Source organism: Sphingomonas sp. LR59, from assembly GCF_036855945.1.
Classification (GTDB): Bacteria; Pseudomonadota; Alphaproteobacteria; order Sphingomonadales; family Sphingomonadaceae; genus Sphingomonas.
The window spans coordinates 1,864,457-1,885,643 of the sequence record NZ_JASPFL010000001.1 but is presented as its reverse complement, the minus strand read 5'-3'; the positions used below and the strand labels follow the sequence as shown (position 1 = coordinate 1,885,643).

Genomic DNA, 21,187 nt, shown 5'->3' with positions numbered 1-21,187 from the left:
CGGCGGCCATTCCTCCACGAATGTCCCGCGTCAGCGCCTTCCTCTTCGCACCCGTCCTGTCCGCGAGCGTCCTGCTCGCCGGCTGCACCGTCGGCCCGGACTACCACCCCAAGGCGGCGGCAGAACTCGGCGTCCCGGACGCCTATTCGGTCACCCCCGAAACCAAGCCCGAAGACCTCACCCGGTGGTGGCAGAAGTTCGATGACCCCGTCCTCGGCCAGCTGGTCCAGCAGGCCGCCGCCGCCAATCTCGACATCGCACAGTCCGTCGCCCGCCTCCGCCAGGCCCGCGAAAGCCTGCTCCAGAACCGCGCGTCGCTGCTCCCGACGGTCAACGGCTCGGCCGGCTATCAGCGCAACGAGAACGTCCGCGGCGGCGGGCGGTCGTTCACGCTGCCCGACGGCACCGTCGTCGACACCGGCGGCGGCGGCGCCAACAGCTTCACGCTCGGCGCCAGCGCCAGCTATCAGGTCGGCGTCTTCGGCGAGATCCGTCGCACCGTCGAGGCCAGCCGCGCCGACTATGCCGCGTCCGGCTACGACTACGCCACCGTGCTTATTTCCGTCGAAAGCGAGGTCGCGCGCAACTACGTCCTCGCGCGCTCGTACCAGCAGCAGCTCGCCAACGCCCGCGCCTCGCTCGCGATCCAGGACGACAACCTCGAAATCGCCGGCTTCCGCGTCCAGGCGGGGCTCGTCTCCAGCGTCGACGCCGAGCAGGCCCGCGCCCAGCGCGCGCAGACCGCCGCGACGATCCCCAGCCTCGACCAGCAATATGCCGCCGCCGTCGCGCGGATCGGCGTGCTGACCGGCCAAGCCCCCGGCGCGCTCCGCACTATGATGGCGCCCCCGAAGGCAATCCCGACCGGCCCCGCCGCAGTCGGCGTCGGCATCCCCGCCGACACGCTCCGCCAGCGCCCCGACATCCGCTCCGCCGAACGCGCGCTCGCCGCCGCCACCGCGCGGATCGGCGTCGCCAAGGCGCAGCTTTATCCCGCGCTCGCGATCACCGGCAATTTGAACACCAACGCGACGTCGATCGGCAATATCGGCGACGCGATCACCGGCAGCCTCTTTGCCGGGCTGACCCAGGCGATCTTCAACGGCGGCCGTCTGCGGAGCCAGGTCCGCACCAGCGAAGCCGCCGCCGACGGCGCGCTCGCGCTCTACAAGTCCACCGTCCTCACCGCGCTCGAAGATGTCGAGAACGCCGTCGTCGCGCTGCAGACCGCGCAGGAACGCGAGCGCCAGTTCGCGATCGCGCTCGACGCCTCGAACAATTCCGCGATCCTCAGCCGCAGCCAATACCGCACCGGCCTCACCGATTTCACCACGCTCAACCAGCAGGAAACCGCGCTCCTGTCCGCGCGCAACGGCGCCACGCAGGCGCGCGCCGATGCCGCGACCGCGTTGATCGCACTCTATGCCGCACTCGGCGGCGGCTGGGACTCCACCGTGATCCCGCAAGCGCCCATATCCAATCCAGAGGCACGCTGATGGCCGACGCATCGATCGACGACTTCCTCGGCGTAAAGCCGCAGGCCCCCTGGAAACGCTACGTAAAGTGGGTCGTGATCGCGGTCGGCGTGGTCCTGCTATGCCTGCTGCTCGCCAAGTGCTTCGGCGCGAAGGAGCAGACGCAATATTCGACGCAGGCCGCCCAGCGCGGCAACCTGACCGTCAGCGTCTCGGCAACCGGCAAGCTCGCCCCGACCACGCAGGTCACGGTCGGCTCGCAGCTGTCAGGCCTCGTCACCAAGGTCGTCGTCGACGTCAACGACCGCGTCACCGCGGGCCAGCCGCTCGCGCTGATCGATCCCGAACAGCTCGACGACCAGATCCGCCAGACCAGCGCCCAGCTCGCGGCGAACCAGGCGCAGGTCGCGCAGGCTCAGGCCACCGTCGCCGAATCGCGCGCACAGCTGAACCGCCTCGAAGAGGTCTCGCGCCTGTCGGGTGGCCGCGTGCCGTCGAAGACCGAGCTCCAGACCGGCCGCGCCGACTACGCGCGTGCGGTCGCGGCACAGAAGGTCGCCGAAGCCAACGTCGTCGCCAGCCGCGCGCTCCTCGCGCAGAACCAGACGCAGCGCGCCCGTGCGATCATCCGTTCGCCGGTGACGGGGGTGGTGCTCGCGCGCCAGATCGATCCAGGCCAGACCGTCGCGTCGTCGTTCAACACGCCGACGCTGTTCGTGATCGCCGAAGACCTCACCAAGATGAAGCTCGAGGTCGCGATCGACGAAGCCGACGTCGGCGAGGTCAAGATCGGTCAGAAGGCGAGCTTCACGGTCGATGCGTTCCCCGGCCAGACCTTCCCCGCGACGATCAGCCGCGTCGATCTCGGCTCGAACCTGACGGTCAGCTCGGCCACCTCGTCGACTTCGACCACCGCGACCTCGACCACCGGGCAGGTCGTTTCGTACGCAGCCGACCTGACGGTGGGTAATCAGTCGCTGACGCTGCGCCCCGGCATGACCGCGACCGCGGACATCGTCACGTCGGACAAGCGCAACGTCCTGCTCGTCCCCAACGCCGCGTTGCGCTTCAAGCCGACCGCGGCGTCCGGCGATGCGGGCGGCGGCATCGCCGGCTCGCTGACCTTCCGTCCGCGTCGTGGCGGCGGTGCGGAGCGCACCGCGACGGTCGCTCGCGGCGCGCAGCAGACGATCTACGTCAAGGGCGCGGACGGCACGCCGCAGCCGGTGCAGATCACCACCGGCGACACCAACGGCACGATGACCGAAGTCCTGTCGGGCAATCTCCAGCCCGGCGCGCAGGTCATCACCGGGCAGTTGGCGAGCGGCGGCGACGACGCCAAGCGCAGTGGCGGCGCACGTCGCTCAGGCGGCGCGAGCAAGGGTGGGGGCGGTGGCCAGTAACGCGCCGCTCACCGCCGAACCGCTCATCTCCCTGCGCGGCGTCACCAAGACGTTCGGGCAGGGCGCGACGATGTTCCAGGCGCTCAAGGGCGTCGACCTCGACATCGCGGCCGGCGATTTCGTCGCGGTGATGGGGCCGTCGGGGTCGGGCAAGTCGACGACAATGAACATCCTCGGCTGCCTCGACGTGCCGAGCGACGGCACCTTCCTGTTCCGCGGTCACCACGTCGAGACGCTCGACCGCGACCAGCGCGCGCTGCTCCGGCGGAAATTTCTCGGCTTCGTGTTCCAGGGCTTCAACCTCCTCTCGCGCACCTCCGCGCTGGAGAATGTCGAACTGCCGCTGCTCTACCGCGGCGACGAAAAGCGCGCGCGCCGGGACGCGGCGATGGCGAGCCTCGACACGGTCGGTCTCGCCGACTGGTGGGATCACACCCCCGCCGAACTCTCCGGCGGCCAGCAACAGCGCGTCGCGATCGCGCGTGCGCTGGTGACCAGCCCCGACGTGCTGCTCGCCGACGAGCCCACCGGCAATCTCGACAGCGAACGTTCGGTCGAGATCATGCAACTCCTCACACGGCTGAACGCGGAAAAGAACATCACGGTCCTGATGGTCACGCACGAACCCGACATGGCCGCCTTCGCCAGGACGGTGGTCCACTTCAAGGACGGCCTGGTAGAACGCATCGAAAGCCAGCACCGCCAAGGCGAAAGCGTGGAATCGTGAGCGGCGCCCAAAACGCATTCCCTTCCCGCTTGCGGGAGGGGTCAGGGAGGGCACGACGTACGTACTGGCGTCCGGCCTGTTTGGTCAGCCGCTCCCCGACCCCTCCCGCAAGCGGAAGGGGAGCAGCAAGACTGCGCTCTCGACAACGGAGCTGCCCGGTAATGTTCGGCACAACCCTCGTCCTCGCGCTCCGCTCGATCCGCCGCCACCTCCTGCGGTCGTTCCTCACCATCCTCGGCATCGTCATCGGCGTCGGTGCAGTCGTGACGATGGTCACGCTTGGCAAGGCGACCACCGCCGCGGTGCAGCAGTCGATCTCCGCGCTCGGCACCAACATCCTCCAGGTCCGCCCCGGCCAGGGCTTCGGTCGTGGCGGCGGGGACCGCGTCCGCCCGACTTCAAGCCCGAGGACGTCGCCGCGATCGCCAACCAGATCGCCGGCGTCACCGCGGTCGCGCCGCAAGCCAGCGCCACCGCCACCGCGATCTACGAAGGCGCCAACTGGTCGACCACGATCAACGGCACCACCGACGCCATCTTCCAGGTCCAGCCGTGGCCGCTCGCCTCGGGCCGCCGCTGGACGCCGGTCGAGGAAAGCGCCGGTGCCGCGGTCTGCATCATCGGCAATACCGTCTCGAAAAACCTGTTCCCCGGCGGCGACCCGGTCGGCCACCGGTTCCGTATCGGGTCGATCAGCTGCGATGTGATCGGCGTGCTGACCACCCGCGGCCAGGCCGGGTTCGGCGGCGATCAGGACGACACCGTGGTCATGCCGATCAAGGCGGTCCAGCGGCGCTTCACCGGCAACCGCGATATCCGCCTGATGCTGGTCGGCGTCGACGAGCGTTTCTCGACCAGCACCGTGCAAGCCGGGATCACCGACCTGCTCCGCGAACGCCGCACCATCACCGGCGACAAGCCCGACGACTTCAACATCTTCGATACCAAGCAGATTTCGGACACGCTCACCGGCACCACGACCCTGCTGACCGGCATCGTCGCCGCGGTCGCCGGGATCAGCCTGGTGGTCGGCGGGATCGGCATCATGAACATCATGCTGGTGTCGGTGACCGAGCGCACGCGCGAGATCGGCATACGTTTGGCCATCGGCGCAGTCGCGCGCGAAGTGCTGTTGCAGTTTCTCGTCGAGGCGATCGCGCTGTCGTGCCTCGGCGGCGTCATCGGGCTGATCGTCGCACAGGCCGCGATCGCGATCATCGCGCCGCTGATCAAGGTTCAGTGGCTGTTCGTGCCCGAGATCAACATCTTCGCCTTCGCGATCTCCGCGGTGATCGGCGTCGTCTTCGGCTATTTCCCGGCCCGCCGCGCGGCCGCGATGAACCCTATCGACGCGTTAAGGCACGAGTGATCGCCGCCTTGGGATCGCGGACCAGCGCCTGCAGCCGGTCGAGATCCTCGGGCGTGTCGATATCGATCAGCTCGGCGGGCGCGGTCACGACGTGCCGCCCCGCCTTCACCAGGTCGCGCGCACCCGCATCGCCGTCCAGCGTCAGCAGGAAATCGAACCGCTCGCGCCCGAACAGGGCAGGGGGCTCGGCTTCTCGCCATCGCTCGACGCGACCACCGCGTCCGCGCTGTCTGCGGCATCGAGCATCCGGTAGATATGCGCCGCGGTCACGCGCGGCATGTCGGCGAGCGCGATCAGCACTGCCTCCGCGCCCTCGTCCTTCGCGCACTGCACGCCGAGCTTCACAGATTGCGACATCCCCGACGACGGATCGTCGTTATGCACCACCTCGAAATGATGGCTGATGAAGTCGAGCTTGCAGCCGTCGGTCACCACCAGCCGGCGCTTGAATGGAATGTTCTCGAACGCGGTGACGACATGCATCCCGAGCGGCTTGTTGAGGAACGGCACCTCCAGCTTGTTGGGGATGCCGAACCGCTCCGAGCGCCCGGCCGCGAGGAGGATGAGGAAGACGTTTTCAGCGGCGATCATTGAACGCTCCTATCATCGCCGCGGCCACCGACAGCGCGATTTCCGACGGTCCGATCGCGCCGATGTCGAGCCCGACCGGCGCATCGATCCGGTCGATGTTCTCGGGCGTAACGCCTTCCGAGGCAAGCCGCTCGCGCCGCGCCGCATGGCTCTTGCGGCTGCCGAGCGCACCGACATACGCGGCATCGGACGCCAGCGCCGCGATCAGCGCAGGATCATCGATCTTGATGTCATGGCTGAGCGTCACGACCGCGGTCGACGGGCCGGGGCGGAGTGCGGCGATCGCTTCGTCCGGCCAGCGATCGTCGAGCGTCACGCCTGGAAATCGCTCCTCGGTCAGGAAGCGCGCGCGCGGATCGATCACCACCGTCTCGATCCCGAGCTCACGCGCGAGGCCCGCCAAGGACTGCGCGATCTGCACCGCGCCGACGATCAGCAGCCGGCGCGGCGGATCGTAGCGGTTGACGAACACCTCGCCCGTCTCCAGCGGCCGCGCATCGCTGTGCCCGGTCGCGAGATCGGTGGTCACCGTCAGCGCATCGCCCTGGTCGCGCGCGTCGGCGATCCGGTCGAACAGCTCGGGATCGAACCCCTCGGCGGACACCGGCTGCACCATCACCGCGATCTCGCCGCCGCACGGCAGCCCGACTTCCCACGCCGCCGCATCCGCCACGCCGTAGTTGCGCACCTGGAACGGCGCCCCGGCGATCACCTCGGCGGCGGTGGCGAGGATATCGCTCTCGACGCACCCGCCCGACACCGATCCCTCGAACCGCCCATCGGCATGGACGAGCATATGGCTCCCCTTGGGCCGCGGCGCGGATCCCCAGGTCGAGACGACCGTGGCGATCGCCATCTTCTCGCCCTTCCAGGTCTTCGCAGCAGCGAGCACGCTATCGTTTTCGGCCATGTCTCGTTCTCTTCTCTAATCCTCCCCGCACGCGGGGAGGGGGACCAGCGCAGCTGGTGGAGGGGGCCAGCCGCAAACGTTACGCTTTCGGGGGAGCCCCCCACCACGCCAAGAGGCGCTGTCCCTCTCCCCGTACCGGGGAGGATCACACGGCCGGCAACCCTTCGAGCAGCTTGTCGAGCGTCACCGGAAAGTCCCGAACCCGCACCCCCGTCGCGTTGTAGATGGCATTCGCCACCGCAGCCCCCGCGCCGGAAATCCCAAGCTCGCCAACGCCCTTCGCCCCGACCGAATTCGCGGAGTCGTCGATCTCCTCGATGAAATGCACCTCCAGCTGCGGAATGTCGGCATTCACCGCGACATGATATTCGCCGAAATCGGGGTTCACGAACGCCCCGGTCCGCGTGTCGACGATGCCCTCTTCGCTCAACGCATAGGCGATCCCCCACGCCATCCCGCCGGTGATCTGGCTGGTCGCGGTCTTGCGGTTGAGCACGCGGCCGACATCGAACACGCCGAGCATCCGCTTTACGCGCGTCTCGCCGGTCACCGCGTTGACCGCGACCTCGACGAAGTGCGCGCCGTGGCTTGCCTGGCTGGTGCGCTTGCTTTCGGCACCCGGGCCGGTCTTGCCCATCGCCACGATCGGTTCGCCGCGCACTAGGTCGACGAGCTTCACCGATCGCCCGCCAGCGCTGACGCAGCCATCGTGCAGGCTTAGCTCCTCGGGCGCGGCGTTCATCCTGAGCGCCAGTTCGCCGAGGATATCCTCGCATGCCAGCACCACCGCCGAACACGCGCTGCCAGCGCCGAACGACCCACCCGACCCCGCGCTCGGCGGGAAGTCGGTATCGCCCAGCCGCACGTTCACCTCGGCGACCGGCAGCCCGAGCATCTCGCCCGCAGTCTGCGCGAGGATCGTGTACGTCCCAGTACCAATGTCCGTCATGTCGCACTCGACCGTCGCGCGGCCGTCCGCCTCCAGCCGCACGCGCGCCTGTGCCTCGACGGTGAAGTTGCCGCGCAGGCTCGCCGCCATGCCGATCCCGACCAGCCATTCGCCCTCGCGTACCGATCCCGGCGCTGGCACCTTCGCCGGCCAGCCGAACCGCTCGGCGCCCTGCGTATAGCAATCGAGCATCCGCCGCGTGGAGAACGGCTTGCCGCTCACCGGATCGGTCTCGGGCTCGTTACGCCGCCGCAGTTCGATCGGATCGATCCCGAGTTGCTCGGCCAGTTCGTCCATCGCGCACTCGACCCCGAACGTGCCCACCGCCTCGCCCGGCGCACGCACCGCGCCACTTGCGGGCAGATCGACGCGCACGAGGTCGGTCTTGAACCGCCGCGCGTCGCCCCGGTACAGCGGCAGCGTCCCGAACGGCACCGGCTCGAGAAATTCGCCATCGTCGTTCTGCGCGACAACGCTCTCATGCCCCATGCCGAGGATCACGCCGTTTGCGTCGGCCGCGATGCGGATCCGCTGCGTCGTGTGCGAACGGTGATGCACCATATACGCGGTCTGCCGGCGGGGCAGGGCAACCTTCACCGGCCGCCCGACGATCTCCGCCGCGATCGCGGCGAGGATCGCCTCGGGACCGACACCGGTCTTCCCGCCGAACCCGCCGCCGACATACGGCGCGAGCACGCGCACCTTGTCCGCATCGATCTTGAGCGCCTTGGCGATCGTCTTGCGCGCGCCACCAATCACCTGGTTGCTCGACCGCACGGTGAGCTTGTCACCCTCCCACCACGCGGTGGTGGCATGCGGCTCCAGCGCGGCGGGGAAATGCACGGGCGTCGTGTAGGTCCGGTCGAACGTCACCGCCGCATCGGCCATCACCGCGTCGAGATCGCCGTTGTCGATGGGCGGCAGGAATCCGATCTTCGGCGCGGTATCGACCGGCTGCGCCTCGACGTCGAACCGATCCTCGCCCGCCTCGGTGCGGACCACGACCAGCGCCGCGGCATCGCGCGCGATCGCCTGGTCCTCCGCGACGACGATCGCGACCGGCTGGCCGAGGTGGAGGATGACGTCGGTATCGAACAGCGGCATCGCGCGCGAGTTGGACTCGCCGGCGGGCATGCGCGGGTCGTCGTGGATGATGGCGATGACGCCGGGCAACGCCTCGGCAGCGCTCACGTCGATACCGAGAATGCGCCCACTACCGACCGGCGTACCGACGATCGCGGCGTAGGCGATACCGTCGGGCGTGCCCTCATACGCATAGTCCGCCACGCCGGTGACCTTAGCCGGCCCCTCGATCCGGTCGAGCCCGAGCCCGAGAACGCCCTGCTTCGCGCGGTCGAGACCCCCGGCCGAAACGCCGCATCCATCACGTGTTCGTTCATTCTGCGGTCCTCGGGTGGAGCGAAGGATATGGGTAGGGCGGGGTCGTTTGACGAGGTCACGGCCCATCCTCCTAACCCCCTCCGGCGAAGGCCGGGGCCCAATTGGGAAACGAGAGTAACGGCGGACGGTCCCCCGTTATCAAAGCCTTCCCAATTGGGCCCCGGCCTCCGCCGGGGGGTAACTGTTACACGAGGTGAGCTTTACTCAGCCTCGCCCTCAGACAGCCGGCAACTGATCCAGCAGTTTATCCAACGTAATCGGGAACTCGCGCACCCGGATCCCCGTCGCATTGTATACCGCGTTCGCCACGGCCGCACCAGCGCCCGAGATCCCCAGCTCGCCGATCCCCTTGGCGTGGATCGGGTTCGCATGGATGTCGCGCTCGTCGACGAAGTGGACGTCCATCTGCGGCACGTCCGCATTGGCCGGCACGTGGTATTCGCCGAGATCGTGGTTCACCAGCTTGCCGGTCCGCGTGTCGTGGACAAGGTCCTCGGTCAGCGCGGTGCCGATACCGAACGTCATCCCGCCGAGGCACTGCGACCGCGCGGTCTTCGCGTTGAGCACGCGCCCTGCCGCGAACGACCCGAGCATCCGCCGCACCCGCGTCTCGCCGGTGATCACGTTGACCGCGACCTCGGCGAAATGCGCACCGAACCCGGCCTGCGACGTCTCCTTCTCCTGCTTGCCCGGCTTGATGTGCCCGGTAGCTTCGAGACCCTTGCCAACCAGCTCGCCGATCGGCGTCGAGCGGTTGTCGCCGATCGCGTTGCCGTCCTTGAGCGTCAGGCCGTCCTCGTCGACGCCAGCCGCCTTCGCCAGCTTCCCGCGCAGCATCTCGCACGCAAGGTACACGGCCGTCCCCGAAGACGCCGCGCCCCAGGACCCGCCCGAACCTGCCGCCGGAGGATCGTTGGTATCACCCAGCGACATCGTGATGTTCTCGACCGGAATCCCGAGGATCTCCGACGCGATCTGCGCCAGGATCGTGTAGCTGCCCGTGCCGATATCGGTCATCGCCGACGACACCGTCGCCGAGCCATCCGGGTGGATCTCGACCTTGGCGGACGATTCCATCATCATGTTGCCGCGCACCGCCGAGGCGACACCCATGCCGATCAGCCACTCGCCCTCGCGCCGCGACCCGGCCTTCTGGCGCTTGTCCCAGCCGAACTTCTTCGCACCCTCGTCGAGCGCGCGCGTCAGATTGCGCGACGAATAGGGCACGTCCTTCTCGGGATCGATCTTCGGATCGTTGCGCTTGCGCAGCTCGATCGGATCCATCTCGAGCTTCTCGGCCAGCTCGTCCATCGCGCCTTCGAGCGCGAGCATCCCGACGGCCTCGCCCGGCGCGCGCATCGAGCCCGACAGCACGAAGTTCAGATCGACGACCTCATGCGTGATCAGCCGGTTCTCACCGCCGTACAGCAGGTGCGTGCCGATCCCCGCGGGTTCGAAATAATCCTCGGTCGACTGGTTCGACGTCAGCGTCTCATGACCGATTGCCAGCAACTTGCCATCGGCGTCGGCTGCAAGCCGCACGTGCTGCTCGGTATTCGACCGCCGCACGGTCGCCTCGAACACCTGCGGGCGCGACATCACCGCCTTGACCGGACGGCCAAGCTGCTTCGCCGCGATCGCCGCCGCGACGCTCTCGGGTGCGATGCCGAGCTTCGACCCGAACCCGCCGCCGATATAGCGCGCGATGATCCGCACCTTCTTTTCGGACAGCCCCAGCGACTTCGCCAGCTGCTGCGCATCCGACGTCGGCATCTGGTATGCGCCGTACAGCGACAGCGAGCCGTCCTCTTCCCACACCGCGGTCGAGGCGTGCGGCTCCATCGCCGCCGAGTTCTGGCTCGGCGTGACATAGGTCGAATCGATCGTCACAGCCGCCTCGGCCATCGCCTTGTCAACGTCGCCCTGCTTGAAATGCGCGGGCGTCGCGTCGTCCGGCGGCGTCCGCGTCTCGTCGCGGTGCGCGGCGAAGTCGTACTGCCCCTCGGCCTCGTCATACTCGATCGGCAGCCGCGCCGCCGCATCGCGCGCGACCTCGAAGCTCTCGGCGAGCACGATCGCGACGATCTGGCCGAAGAACGCGATGTCCTTCACGCCCTGCGTCGGTGCGTCAGTCGCGCCGCCCTGCGCCGAGACGCGGATGAACTGGTCGAAATCGGTGACGACGTCGATCACGCCGGGGATCGCCTTGACCGCATCGATGTCGATCGAAACGACCTTGCCGGCGGAGATCTTCGTGCCGACCAGTACGCCATACGCCATTTTGGCGAACTGGTATTCCGCGGCATAGGTCGCAGTGCCGGTGACCTTCAGAGGACCGTCGACCCGGTCGAGCGGCTTGCCGATGACGCCCTGGACGCCCGTATCCAGAAGACTGTCCGGATGCGGCTTGTCCATCGTCAGGCTATTCGTAGTGCCAAGACCAAACATGCTTATGCTCCCGTGACGTTGCGCAGCGTCGCGATCAGCGTGCGACGGGCGAGGGGGATCTTGAAGTCGTTCGAGCCATAGCCCTTGGCATCGGCCAGCAGCGCGGTCGCCGCCGCCTCGAACACGGCATCGGACGGCGCCTTGCCGACCAGCGCCGCCTCGACCGCCGGATTGCGCCACGGCATCGGCCCAAGGCCACCGAACGCGAGCGAAGCCGACGCGATCACGCCGTCCTGCACGTCGACGATCGCCGCCACCGAGACGAGCGCGAACGCATAGGACGCACGATCGCGCACCTTGCGGTATTCCTGCTTGCCCTTGACCGGTGCCGGCAGCTCGATGTGCGTGATCAGTTCACCCGCTTCGAGCGCGTTCTCGATCTGCGGCGTATCGCCCGGCAGGCGATAGAAGTCGTGGATCGAGATCCGCCGACGATCGCCATCCGCCTTCAACGTCACGATCGTCGCGTCGAGCGCACGCATCGCCACCGCCATGTCGCTCGGGTGCGTCGCGATGCAATGCTCGCTCGTCCCCAGCACGGCGAGGATGCGGTTGAAGCCGCCGATCGCCGAACAACCGCTACCCGGCTCGCGCTTGTTGCACGCCGCTGCGGTGTCGTAGAAATAATAGCACCGCGTCCGCTGGAGCAGATTGCCCCCGGTCGACGCCTTGTTGCGCAACTGCCCCGACGCGCCGGCGAGCAACGCGCGGCTCAGTACCTCGTATTTCGCGAAGACGCGGCGATCAGCGGCGAGATCGCTGTTCGGCACCAGCGCACCGATCGTCAGCCCGCCATCCTCGCGCTCCTCGATCTTTGCGAGATCGAGCCGCGAGATGTCGACCAGCTTGTCCGGCGTCTCGACCTGCAACTTCATCAGGTCGAGCAGGTTCGTGCCGCCCGCGATGAACTTGGCGCCGCTCGTATCGATATCCTTGACCGCAGCCTCGGGCGTCGCGGGCTTCTCGTACGTGAAGGTCTTCATGCCACCAGCTCCCCGCGCGCGTTTGCTTCCATCGCGGCGTCCTTCTCGTCCGCGGTCCGGCCTGCGGGCTCGGCACCACCGACTTCGCGTATCGCATCGACGATGTTCGGGTACGCGGCGCACCGGCACAGATTGCCGCTCATCCGCTCGGAAATTTCGGCATCGTCGAACTTCGGATCGGTCAGGTCGCCCGACGCATGGCTGGCCCAGCCCTTCTTGACCTCGTCGAGCATGCCGACCGCGGAACAGATCTGCCCCGGCGTGCAATAGCCGCACTGATAGCCGTCGTGCCGCACGAACGCGTCCTGCAACGCGTGCAGGTTGCCCGGCTGGCCGATGCCCTCGATCGTCGTGATCTCGTCGTCCTGGTGCATCACCGCGAGCGTCAGGCAGGAATTGACCCGACGCCCGTTGATCAGCACCGTGCACGCGCCGCACTGGCCATGATCGCAACCCTTCTTCGAGCCCGTCAGACCGAGATGCTCGCGGCACAGGTCGAGCACCGACGTGCGAATATCGGGCTCGGCGTCATATGATTGACCATTGATCGTGAAATGCATGGCGGTGCCCCTGGTTGAATGTGCCGGGAATGTACGGATTTCGAGGACTCAACGCCGATGCGACCGATCGTTTCCTATTGCGACAAGCTCTCACGTGTTGGTACGCTGGCGTTCATAGCGCTGAGCGGGCAAGCTGTTGCGATGACGCCAGCTTCTCCCCGATTGTCGCCGCCAATCGTGATCGCGCACCGTGGTGCGAGCGGTCTCCGCCCCGAGCATACGCTGGCGGCCTACTCGCTCGCGATCGACCAGGGTGCGGACTTCATCGAGCCCGATCTGGTGCCGACCAAGGACGACGTGCTCGTCGCGCGCCACGAGAACAACATCGCGGAGACGACCAACGTCGCCGACCATCCCGAGTTCGCCGCGCGGAAAACCACCAAGACGATCGACGGTCAGACGATGACCGGCTGGTTCGTCGAGGACTTCACGCTCGCCGAACTGAAGACGTTGCGCGCGAAGGAGCGCCTGCCCAAGCTCCGCCCCGCGAACACCGCCTATGACGGCCAGTTCCAGATCCCCACGCTCGCCGAGATCATCGCGCTCGCCAAGCGCCGCACGGCCGATACGGGCCGGACGATCGGCATCTATCCCGAGACCAAGCATCCGACCTATTTCGCCAAGATCGGCCACCCGACCGACGCGAAGCTGGTCGCCGAACTGCGCGAGGCCGGCTGGGACTCGGCGAAGGCGCCGGTGTTCATCCAGTCGTTCGAGGTCGCCAACCTCCAGCGCCTCCACAAGATGACCAAGGTCCGCCTGATCCAGCTCATGGACGGCGAGGGCGGTCCCGCCGACGGCGCGCAACCGAGCTACAAGGCGATGATCACGCCCGAGGGCTTGAAGGCCATCGCGGCCTACGGCTACGGCATCGGCCCCAACAAGAGCATGCTCTGGACCGACACGACCCCCACCACGCTGGTCGCCGACGCGCACGCGGCAGGGCTACGCGTCCACCCCTGGACCTACCGCGCCGAAAACTACTTCGAACCGACCCGCTTCCGCCGCGGCACCGACCCCGCCGCCCACGGCGACATCGCCGCGGAGATCGACGCGGGCCTTGCACAAGGTATCGACGGTTTCTTCACCGACTTTCCGCTATACGGGGCTCAGGCGCGCGACCGGGCGCGTGCAGGAGTAAAGTAAATGCGTAAAGTCCTCCCCGTACTCGCGGTCCTGCCGTTCCTCGTAAGTGGCTGCATCAGCACCGCAACGTCGATCGTAAAGGCGCCGTTCCAGGTCGCCGGCAAGGCGGTCGACTGGAGTACGACCAGCCAGGAAGAATCGGACCGCAACTACGGCAAGAAGATGCGCAAGCAGGAAGCCGAAGAGGGCAAGCAGCGCAAGGAACTGGCGAAGCGCTGCAAGAAGGACCCACAGCGCTCGGAATGCGGCCAGTACCACGACTACCGCGCCGGGAACTGACCTCCCTTCTACCACCCCGGCGAAGGCCGGGGCCCAGTTGGGCAACAGAAGTAACGTAGCGCTGCGCTCAGTCAGCAACGTCCCCCAACTGGACCCGGGGCCTCCGCCGGGGTGGTTCCCCAAGCCAATGTTCCCTGACTTCCTTGTTCTCCCACGAAGGCGGGAGCCCAGTCTGGACTCCCGCCTTTGCGGGAGAACAAAGCAGCGGGAGAACAAGCTGTCGGGTTCGCGACAGCCCTCAAAACCACCCCATCACCGTAACTGGAAACGGCGTCCACCAACCAACCCTAACCCCCGCAAACCGCAGAGCATCCCCCGTCCACGCATTACACGTCCGCACCGCGCTATACCGCCCGTTAGCCTCGTAAAACGCATCATACCCGGCATACCCCCGATACCGCGCACCCCCATCCCGAAAGCTAGCCCGGATATACGCCGCCAACCGCCGATACTGAGCCGGCGATAAGACGATCTCCCGAGCCCCATCCCCCGCGCGCGGCATCGGCAGATGATCGACATGCATCAACGTCCGATTACTCCCGACCGCCGAAGCAACCACGGTCTGCAGCTTCACGTCAGCCCAGGTCGGCGTCTCCAGATAAAACGTCTTCTCCCCCACCCGAACGCCACATGATCGAACGCGCCATACCGCGGATCGCGCAGATCCTCCGCGCGCGCCACCCCGCGCCAGTCCACCCCGGCGGCCACCTTCGGCACGATGATCCCGGTATGCACGCCGTTGCTCTCGACGAAGATATGCACGCCCTCGGCCGGCGCCCGCCAGTCGCGATTGCTCGGGATCGACCCGCCGGCCAACCCCGCCACCGCGTAGCTCGCTGCCAGCCCGAACACCGCCGCGAACGCCCGTAAAGTCCATGTAACCCAACGCGTTTCCGTCTTCATTCCGTCATGCTAGACCAGCCGCATGGCCAATGACACACACGTGCTGAGCACCCCGCCCGAAGGCGCTCCCGACTGGACGATCCCGCAGAACTGGGCGGATTACACCGCGGAGGATCACGCGACCTGGGACACGCTGTTCGCGCGCCAGTCGAAGCTGCTCCCCGGCCGCGCCTCGAACGCCTGGCTGCGCGGGCTCGATGTCCTGAAGCTGTCGAAACCCGGCATCCCCGATTTCGAGGAGCTGTCCGAACGCCTGACCAAGCTCACCGGCTGGTCGGTCGTCGCAGTACCCGGCCTCGTCCCTGACGACGTGTTCTTCGACCACATGGCCAACCGCCGGTTCGTCGCGGGCAACTTCATCCGCCGCCCCGACCAGCTTGACTACCTCCAGGAACCCGACGTCTTCCACGACGTGTTCGGCCACGTGCCGATGCTCGCCGACCCGGTCTTCGCCGACTACCTCGCCGCCTACGGCCGCGGTGGCCAGCGTGCGCTCGGCCTCGACGCGCTGAAATACTTGGGACGGCTCTACTGGTACACGGTCGAGTTCGGCCTGATCGCGGAACCCGAAGGCCTGCGCATCTACGGCTCCGGCATCGTCTCCAGTTACGCGGAAACGCGGTTTGCGCTCGACGACCCGAGCCCCAATCGGATCGCGCTCGACCTCGCCCGGGTGATGCGGACCGAATACCGGATCGACGATTTCCAGCAGAACTACTTCGTCATCCCAAGCTTCGAGGAGTTGTTGCGGTTGACGGTAGAGACGGACTTCGCGCCGCTGTACGAGGAACTGAAGGCGCTCCCGGATATCCCGGTCGCGCGGATCGAGCCGGGCGATGTGGTGATCACTGAGGGCACGCAGGCGTACGCGAAGTCGAAGGCATCCGCTGAGACCGCATAAGCATCCTCTAGAAGCCACCACCCCGGCGAAGGCCGGGGCCCAGTTGGGATGGCGGTGCGGTTTTATCTCAAAGCTTCACCCAACTGGGCCCCGGCCTCCGCCGGGGTGGCGGCGGCAGTGGAGGTGAGGGCAGCCCTCCCCAAACTTGTTCCCCCGCGAAGGCGGGGGCCCAGACTGGACCCCCGCCTTCGCGGGGGAACACTCTTCTACGGGTACCTCAAATATCCAGCGCCCACCCATCACGCCCCTTGGGATCGAACGGCCCCTCGGCCACGAACCGCACAGCCCCCGCGCTCAACCGAAGCACACTCCAATCCCCCCGCCGATCGACCGCCTCCAGCGAACACCCGCAAGCCTCATACGCCGCCACGACCCCAGCCCGCTGCGTCTCCAGCAACCCGGCAAGAACAATCGTCGCCCCCGCATCCGAAATCGAAGCGATCTCCGGCGCCATAGACACCAGCGGCCCCGCCAGAATATTCGCGATCACCAGATCATACGGCGCGCGAACCACGATCGCATCGTCCAGCGTACCGTCCGCCACAACCAGATCGATCCCCTCGACCCCGTTGAGCGCCGCATTCTCCGCCGTAACATCGATCGAGACCGGATCGATATCCGTCCCCATCACCGCCGCCGCAGGCCAAAGATGGGCCGCCGCAAACGCAAGCAACCCCGTCCCAGTCCCGATATCGATCACGTTCGCAAACGAAGCATCCGCCAACTCGTCGAGCATAGCCAGACACCCGCTGGTCGTCTCATGATGCCCCGTCCCGAACGCCCGGCTAGCCTCGATCAAAAACGCCCGCTGGTCCGCCGGCACCGCGCCCGCATGCGCGCCCGTATGCACGAAGAACCGCCCGACCGACAAAGGCTCCAGCCCAGCCTGGCTCATCGTCACCCAGTCCGCATCGCCCAACCGCTCGACCGCGATCTCGGCCCCCGCCGCACTAGGCACCAGCGCGCGCACCGCAGCGACCGTGTCGGCCGCCGGCTCATGCTCGAAATACGCATCGAGCCGCCACGATTCGACGTCGTCCTCGATCTCTTCGGTGGTCATCAGCACGCCGTCGATCGTCAGATCGTCGCTCGCATCGATCGCCTCCGCCTCCGCCCGCGTGCAGGGGAGGGTAAGCTTCCAACTATCGGACATAGCTCGCTCCATTCACGTCGATCACCGACCCCGTCATCGAAGCCGGCGCCTCAAGCGCCAGAAACTTCGCCGCCGCCGCGATCTCGTCAGGCGCCGCAACCCGCCCAAGCGGAATATCCGCCAGCAACGCATCGCCGCCCCGGCTCGACAGATAGTCCTCCGCCATCCCGGTCAACGTGAACCCCGGGCACACCGCAAACGCCAGAATGCCCTCCCGAGCATACCCCCGGGCGATCGTCTTGGTCATCGCCACCATCCCAGCCTTCGACGCGGCATAATGCCAATGCGCCGGCGAATCCCCGCGATACGCCGCCCGACTGGCGATATTGACGATCCGCCCACCGAACCCGCGCGATCGCCAGTGCAGCACCGCCAACCGGCACAGTTCCGCCGACGCGGTCAGGTTGATACGCATCGTCCGCTCCCACTGCGCGGTCCAATCGTCATCCCCAAGCGGCGCCGCCTCGAACACGCCAGCATTGTTGATCAACACATCGATCGCGCCGCCCGCCTGCTTCAACGCAGCGTTCCACAACGCAGTCGGCCCCGCAGGATCGCTGAAGTCGGCCGGGATACCGCTGGCGGTCCCATGCCCGATGACGGACGCGCCCGCATCGGTCAGCGCCGCATGAATAGCCGCGCCGATACCGCGACTGGAGCCGGTCAGAAGAATGGTCATGGGCTGCTCTTAGCGCGCGGTATCGCGCTCCGTCACCCCAATGTGATGCTCAGGCGGGCCTGCGAGTGCCTGCCCAGCGTCATTCTGGCGCGCGCTGAAGGACACCGACGCGTTGAATCCGGGTAACGGTGCCGTCCTGGCTCATCGCGACGCCCTCGCTGCGCGGGTCGGCCGCACCGACCCATTTGCCGCCTACGCGCTCGATCGCGTTCGCTTTCAGGCCGAGCGCGGCGACCTGGACGGTTTCGCCGAGCGCCTGCAACGCGGGGACCATCGCCTCGCGCTCGGTGCCCTTTTCGGCAGCAGCGACGTGGCCGGGAGCGTAGAGCAGGCCGAGCGCGATCGAATCCTGCGCGGACAGCTTCCAGTCGACCACGCCGACGATCGCCTTCGCGACCTGCGCGATGATCGTCGAGCCGCCCGCCGCGCCGACTGCCAGGCGCACCTTGCCGTCGGGGCCGTAGACGATCGTCGGCGACATCGAACTGCGCGGCCGCTTGCCGCCCTCGACGCGGTTGGCGACGAGCGCGCCGTTCTTTTCGGGAACGATGTCGAAGTCGGTGAGCTGGTTGTTGAGCACGGTGCCGTCGACCGTGATGCCGGAACCGAAATAGCCCTCGACGGTGGTGGTCACCTCGACGACGTTGCCGCGTGCATCGACCACCGCGAGATCCGTGGTCCCTGGAACTTCGCTGACCGGTGCGCGGACGCGTGCGGGCGCGCCGGGGGCGAGCCGGCGGTGACGTTCGCCATCGTCGTGGTGGGTGCGATGAGTGCCGAGCGTGCCGCGAGATACTTGGCGTCGAGCATGCCCTGCACCGGCACGCGGACGAAATCGGGATCGCCGACATAGAGGTCGCGGTCGGCATAAGCGAGGCGCGAGGACTCGGCGAACAGGTGCCAGGCTTGCGCGCTGTCCTTGCCGAGTTTGCCCATGTCGAAGCGTTCGAGTTGCTTCAGGATCATCAGCACGGTGATGCCGCCGGACGAGGGCGGGCCCATCCCGCAGACGCGGTAGACGCGGTATTTGACGCAGACCGGCGGGCGCGACTTGGCGTCGTAGCTGGCGAGGTCGCCGAGCGTCATCTTCGACGGATTGCGCGCTGCGGTGTTGACTGCGGTGACGATCTTCTGCGCCTCGGGGCCGACGTAGAAGCTGTCCGGACCGCGCGTGGCGATGCGCTGGAGGAGCGCGGCCTGCTCCGGATTCTTGATCGTGGCACCGATCGCGACCGGCGAGCCGTCGGGGGTGGAGAAGAGTTTCCTTGTCTCGGGCGTGATGTGGTCGCCATACGCCTTCATCCCGTTGACGAGGCGGGGTGAGGCCTGGAAACCGTTTGTCGCGAGCCGGATCGCGGGGGCGAACAGTTGCGCCCAGGGGAGCTTGCCCGAGGCGCGGTGCGCGAGCGCCATGCCGCGGAGCGCGCCGGGAATGCCGACGCTGCGGCCGCCGGGGACTGCGTCCGAATGGCTGAGCGGCGTGCCGTCGGGGGCGTAGAACCAGCGTGCGTCGGCGGCGGCGGGCGCCTCTTCGCGCGCGTCGATCGTGCTGAGTGCGCCGCCGGCCGCGTGGGAGATCCAGAAGCTGCCGCCGCCGATGCCCGAGCTTTGCGGCTCGACGACATTGAGCGCGAGCATGGTGGCGATCGCGGCGTCGGTGGCGCTGCCGCCGGCGCGGAGGATTTCGACGCCGGCGGCTGCGGCGCGCGGGTCGGCGGCGCTGACCATACCTTGGTCTTTGGCCGGGGCGGGGGCGGCTTGGCGCGCTTCGACAGCGGCGGTGGGGAGGAGGAGGGCGAGCGCCAGGAGAGAGGTCTTCATCGCGGGCGAGCCTAGCGCGGTTCGGATATGAGGCAAGCGGCTAGGCTGGATTCTGTTCCCCTTCCCAAGTCCGTCACCCCAGCGAAAGCTGGGGTATCCGGGTTAGGCAGGCTGCAGGAGACCCACGGGGATATCCCGGCTTTCGCTGGGATGCCGGGGGGGGGCAGGTGCGGACGGATGGGGTGACGAGTGTGATAACGGGATGGGAAGGTCAGCGAGCGTCGACGCCCACCGCATCTGCGATCGTCGCGAAGCCGTCGCGCTTCAACAGCGCGTCCAGTTCGCGGAGGATGCGGGCGGTTAGGCCGGAGCCTTCGTAGACCAATGCGGTGTAGAGCTGGACGAGGCTCGCCCCGGCGCGGAGGCGGGCATAGGCTTCGGCGCCGCTGTCTACGCCCCCGACCGAGATCAGCGGCATAGCGTCGCCCGTCGCCTTGCGGAAATCGGCCAGGCGTTGGCGGGCCAGCGGGGCGAGGGGGCTCCGGACAGGCCGCCGGTTTCCTTTGAGTTGGCCGAGCGCAGGTTGGGGCGGGAGATCGTCGTGTTGTTGATGATCAGCGCGTCGATCCGGTTGTCGAGCGCGGCGCGGGCGATGTCGTCGATGTCGGCGGGTTCGAGGTCGGGGGCGACCTTGAGGAAGATCGGCGTGGTGCCCTTCGCGGCGGTGCAGGCGGCGAGGAGGTCGCGCAACGCCGCGCCGTGCTGGAGATCGCGCAGGCCCGGGGTGTTGGGGGAGCTGATGTTGATCGTGATATAGTCGGCGTGGGGGCTGCTCTGGTAACGCCGTGGACGTAGTCGGCGGTGCGGTCGGTCGCGTCTTTGTTGGCGCCAACGTTGATGCCGAGCACCTTGTTTCCCCGCGAAGGCGGGGACCCAGCCTGGGCTCCCGCCTTCGCGGGTGAACATACTCGGGCGAGGGCCGCGTCGAGGCCACCATTGTTGAACCCTAACCGGTTGATGACCGCCCGGTCTTCGGGGAGGCGGAAGATGCGGGGTTTGGGGTTGCCGGGCTGCGCCAGCGGCGTGAGCGTGCCGATCTCGACGCTACCGAAGCCCAGTCCGAAGAAGCCGTCGATCGCACGGCCGTCCTTGTCGACGCCTGCCGCTAGGCCGACCGGGTTGGGGAAGGCGATCCCCGCCACGGTCGTCGCGAGCCGCGGTACGCTGGGGGCGAGCGGCGTGCCGGCCTTCCCCCACGCGCCGAGCGCTGCAATGGTTAGGCTATGCGCGCGCTCGGCGTCGAGGCGGAACAGGATTGGGTGGTAGAAGGCCATGGGCGTCGTCCTCGCGTTCCATACGGGTAGCGTCAAGCCGTTACCCAGCTAGGCACAGCCCGTTCGTCCCGCCGGCCATCAGACACCCACTCCATCCATCACCCACTCCATTCGTCACCCCAGCGAAAGCAGGGGTCTCCACGTTCGAGGCGCCCGACCCAAACCGGGAGACCCCAGCTTTCGCTGGGGTGACGGGTTGTAGGGGAGCGGGCCGA

General features: G+C 67.6%; 15 protein-coding genes and 4 pseudogenes. 7 read left to right on the top strand and 12 right to left on the bottom strand.

Annotated features, from left to right (window positions below):
• Nucleotides 1–20: 20 nt before the first annotated feature.
• From QP164_RS08635 to QP164_RS08620, 4 genes and pseudogenes are all read left to right on the top strand, one after another.
• Nucleotides 21–1,496 carry an efflux transporter outer membrane subunit gene (locus tag QP164_RS08635; protein ID WP_333922877.1) on the top strand — a complete coding sequence of 492 codons (1,476 nt, stop codon included), beginning with the start codon at nucleotides 21–23 and terminating at the stop codon, nucleotides 1,494–1,496.
• Nucleotides 1,496–2,878 (top strand): efflux RND transporter periplasmic adaptor subunit, encoded by a 1,383-nt coding sequence (locus QP164_RS08630; protein ID WP_332754303.1) that lies wholly within the window; start codon nucleotides 1,496–1,498, stop codon nucleotides 2,876–2,878. The genes QP164_RS08635 and QP164_RS08630 overlap by 1 nt, the downstream gene beginning before the upstream one ends.
• Before the next feature lie 70 nt (nucleotides 2,879–2,948).
• Nucleotides 2,949–3,605, top strand: coding sequence for an ABC transporter ATP-binding protein (locus QP164_RS08625; RefSeq protein ID WP_333924219.1), 657 nt, complete (start codon nucleotides 2,949–2,951; stop codon nucleotides 3,603–3,605).
• Between the two features lie 161 nt (nucleotides 3,606–3,766).
• Nucleotides 3,767–4,974: pseudogene (locus QP164_RS08620) on the top strand (ABC transporter permease).
• On the opposite strand, the gene QP164_RS08615 reads toward QP164_RS08620, so the two are convergent.
• From QP164_RS08615 to QP164_RS08585, 7 genes are all read right to left on the bottom strand, one after another.
• Nucleotides 4,949–5,083, bottom strand: a complete 135-nt coding sequence (locus tag QP164_RS08615) for a hypothetical protein (RefSeq protein WP_333922876.1) — start codon at nucleotides 5,081–5,083, stop codon at nucleotides 4,949–4,951. The pseudogene QP164_RS08620 and the gene QP164_RS08615 sit on opposite strands and share 26 nt — an antisense overlap.
• A 32-nt stretch (nucleotides 5,084–5,115) precedes the next feature.
• Nucleotides 5,116–5,565 carry an NTP transferase domain-containing protein gene (locus QP164_RS08610; RefSeq protein WP_333922875.1) on the bottom strand — a complete coding sequence of 150 codons (450 nt, stop codon included), beginning with the start codon at nucleotides 5,563–5,565 and terminating at the stop codon, nucleotides 5,116–5,118.
• Nucleotides 5,552–6,475, bottom strand: coding sequence for an XdhC family protein (locus QP164_RS08605; RefSeq protein WP_333922874.1), 924 nt, complete (start codon nucleotides 6,473–6,475; stop codon nucleotides 5,552–5,554). The genes QP164_RS08610 and QP164_RS08605 overlap by 14 nt, the downstream gene beginning before the upstream one ends.
• A 145-nt stretch (nucleotides 6,476–6,620) precedes the next feature.
• A complete protein-coding gene (locus tag QP164_RS08600; RefSeq protein WP_333922872.1) occupies nucleotides 6,621–8,891 on the bottom strand; it encodes a xanthine dehydrogenase family protein molybdopterin-binding subunit in 2,271 nt (756 codons plus the stop codon).
• 150 nt (nucleotides 8,892–9,041) lie between these two features.
• On the bottom strand, nucleotides 9,042–11,273 hold the full coding sequence (locus tag QP164_RS08595; RefSeq protein ID WP_333922871.1) for a xanthine dehydrogenase family protein molybdopterin-binding subunit: 2,232 nt from the start codon (nucleotides 11,271–11,273) through the stop codon (nucleotides 9,042–9,044).
• Nucleotides 11,274–11,275: 2 nt separating this feature from the next.
• Nucleotides 11,276–12,256, bottom strand: coding sequence for an FAD binding domain-containing protein (locus QP164_RS08590; RefSeq protein WP_333922870.1), 981 nt, complete (start codon nucleotides 12,254–12,256; stop codon nucleotides 11,276–11,278).
• A complete protein-coding gene (locus QP164_RS08585; protein WP_082441359.1) occupies nucleotides 12,253–12,816 on the bottom strand; it encodes a 2Fe-2S iron-sulfur cluster-binding protein in 564 nt (187 codons plus the stop codon). Before QP164_RS08585 ends, QP164_RS08590 begins: the two co-directional genes overlap by 4 nt.
• A gap of 141 nt (nucleotides 12,817–12,957) precedes the next feature.
• Here QP164_RS08585 and QP164_RS08580 point away from each other — a divergent pair, with 141 nt between their 5' ends.
• Nucleotides 12,958–13,962: a glycerophosphodiester phosphodiesterase gene (locus tag QP164_RS08580; RefSeq protein ID WP_333924218.1), complete on the top strand. Its 1,005-nt coding sequence runs from the start codon at nucleotides 12,958–12,960 to the stop codon at nucleotides 13,960–13,962.
• Nucleotides 13,963–14,241 (top strand): hypothetical protein, encoded by a 279-nt coding sequence (locus QP164_RS08575; protein WP_333922869.1) that lies wholly within the window; start codon nucleotides 13,963–13,965, stop codon nucleotides 14,239–14,241. It abuts the gene before it with no gap.
• Between the two features lie 238 nt (nucleotides 14,242–14,479).
• On the opposite strand, the pseudogene QP164_RS08570 reads toward QP164_RS08575, so the two are convergent.
• Nucleotides 14,480–15,144, bottom strand: a pseudogene (locus QP164_RS08570) (TIGR02117 family protein).
• Nucleotides 15,145–15,166: 22 nt separating this feature from the next.
• Between QP164_RS08570 and phhA the strand changes: the two are divergent.
• Nucleotides 15,167–16,045, top strand: coding sequence for a phenylalanine 4-monooxygenase (gene phhA / locus QP164_RS08565; RefSeq protein ID WP_333922868.1), 879 nt, complete (start codon nucleotides 15,167–15,169; stop codon nucleotides 16,043–16,045).
• Nucleotides 16,046–16,262: 217 nt separating this feature from the next.
• On the opposite strand, the gene QP164_RS08560 is transcribed toward phhA, so the two are convergent.
• From QP164_RS08560 to QP164_RS08545, 4 genes and pseudogenes are all read right to left on the bottom strand, one after another.
• Nucleotides 16,263–17,198 (bottom strand): 50S ribosomal protein L11 methyltransferase, encoded by a 936-nt coding sequence (locus QP164_RS08560; RefSeq protein ID WP_333922867.1) that lies wholly within the window; start codon nucleotides 17,196–17,198, stop codon nucleotides 16,263–16,265.
• Nucleotides 17,188–17,877, bottom strand: coding sequence for an SDR family NAD(P)-dependent oxidoreductase (locus tag QP164_RS08555; RefSeq protein ID WP_333922866.1), 690 nt, complete (start codon nucleotides 17,875–17,877; stop codon nucleotides 17,188–17,190). The genes QP164_RS08560 and QP164_RS08555 overlap by 11 nt, the downstream gene beginning before the upstream one ends.
• A gap of 79 nt (nucleotides 17,878–17,956) precedes the next feature.
• Nucleotides 17,957–19,698: pseudogene (ggt, locus tag QP164_RS08550) on the bottom strand (gamma-glutamyltransferase).
• Between the two features lie 211 nt (nucleotides 19,699–19,909).
• A pseudogene (locus QP164_RS08545) lies at nucleotides 19,910–20,972 on the bottom strand (quinone-dependent dihydroorotate dehydrogenase).
• Nucleotides 20,973–21,187 lie beyond the last annotated feature (215 nt).

What these genes read in the sequence shown, in the direction of transcription:
- QP164_RS08555 (WP_333922866.1), bottom strand. Translation starts at nt 17,877, where the DNA reads ATGACCATTCTTCTGACCGGCTCCAGTCGCGGTATCGGCGCGGCTATT.
- QP164_RS08600 (WP_333922872.1), bottom strand. Translation starts at nt 8,891, where the DNA reads ATGGGCCGTGACCTCGTCAAACGACCCCGCCCTACCCATATCCTTCGC.
- QP164_RS08630 (WP_332754303.1), top strand. Translation starts at nt 1,496, where the DNA reads ATGGCCGACGCATCGATCGACGACTTCCTCGGCGTAAAGCCGCAGGCC.
- QP164_RS08580 (WP_333924218.1), top strand. Translation starts at nt 12,958, where the DNA reads ATGACGCCAGCTTCTCCCCGATTGTCGCCGCCAATCGTGATCGCGCAC.
- QP164_RS08560 (WP_333922867.1), bottom strand. Translation starts at nt 17,198, where the DNA reads ATGTCCGATAGTTGGAAGCTTACCCTCCCCTGCACGCGGGCGGAGGCG.
- phhA (WP_333922868.1), top strand. Translation starts at nt 15,167, where the DNA reads ATGGCCAATGACACACACGTGCTGAGCACCCCGCCCGAAGGCGCTCCC.
- QP164_RS08625 (WP_333924219.1), top strand. Translation starts at nt 2,949, where the DNA reads ATGTTCCAGGCGCTCAAGGGCGTCGACCTCGACATCGCGGCCGGCGAT.
- QP164_RS08610 (WP_333922875.1), bottom strand. Translation starts at nt 5,565, where the DNA reads ATGATCGCCGCTGAAAACGTCTTCCTCATCCTCCTCGCGGCCGGGCGC.
- QP164_RS08605 (WP_333922874.1), bottom strand. Translation starts at nt 6,475, where the DNA reads ATGGCCGAAAACGATAGCGTGCTCGCTGCTGCGAAGACCTGGAAGGGC.
- QP164_RS08585 (WP_082441359.1), bottom strand. Translation starts at nt 12,816, where the DNA reads ATGCATTTCACGATCAATGGTCAATCATATGACGCCGAGCCCGATATT.
- QP164_RS08635 (WP_333922877.1), top strand. Translation starts at nt 21, where the DNA reads ATGTCCCGCGTCAGCGCCTTCCTCTTCGCACCCGTCCTGTCCGCGAGC.
- QP164_RS08595 (WP_333922871.1), bottom strand. Translation starts at nt 11,273, where the DNA reads ATGTTTGGTCTTGGCACTACGAATAGCCTGACGATGGACAAGCCGCAT.
- QP164_RS08575 (WP_333922869.1), top strand. Translation starts at nt 13,963, where the DNA reads ATGCGTAAAGTCCTCCCCGTACTCGCGGTCCTGCCGTTCCTCGTAAGT.
- QP164_RS08590 (WP_333922870.1), bottom strand. Translation starts at nt 12,256, where the DNA reads ATGAAGACCTTCACGTACGAGAAGCCCGCGACGCCCGAGGCTGCGGTC.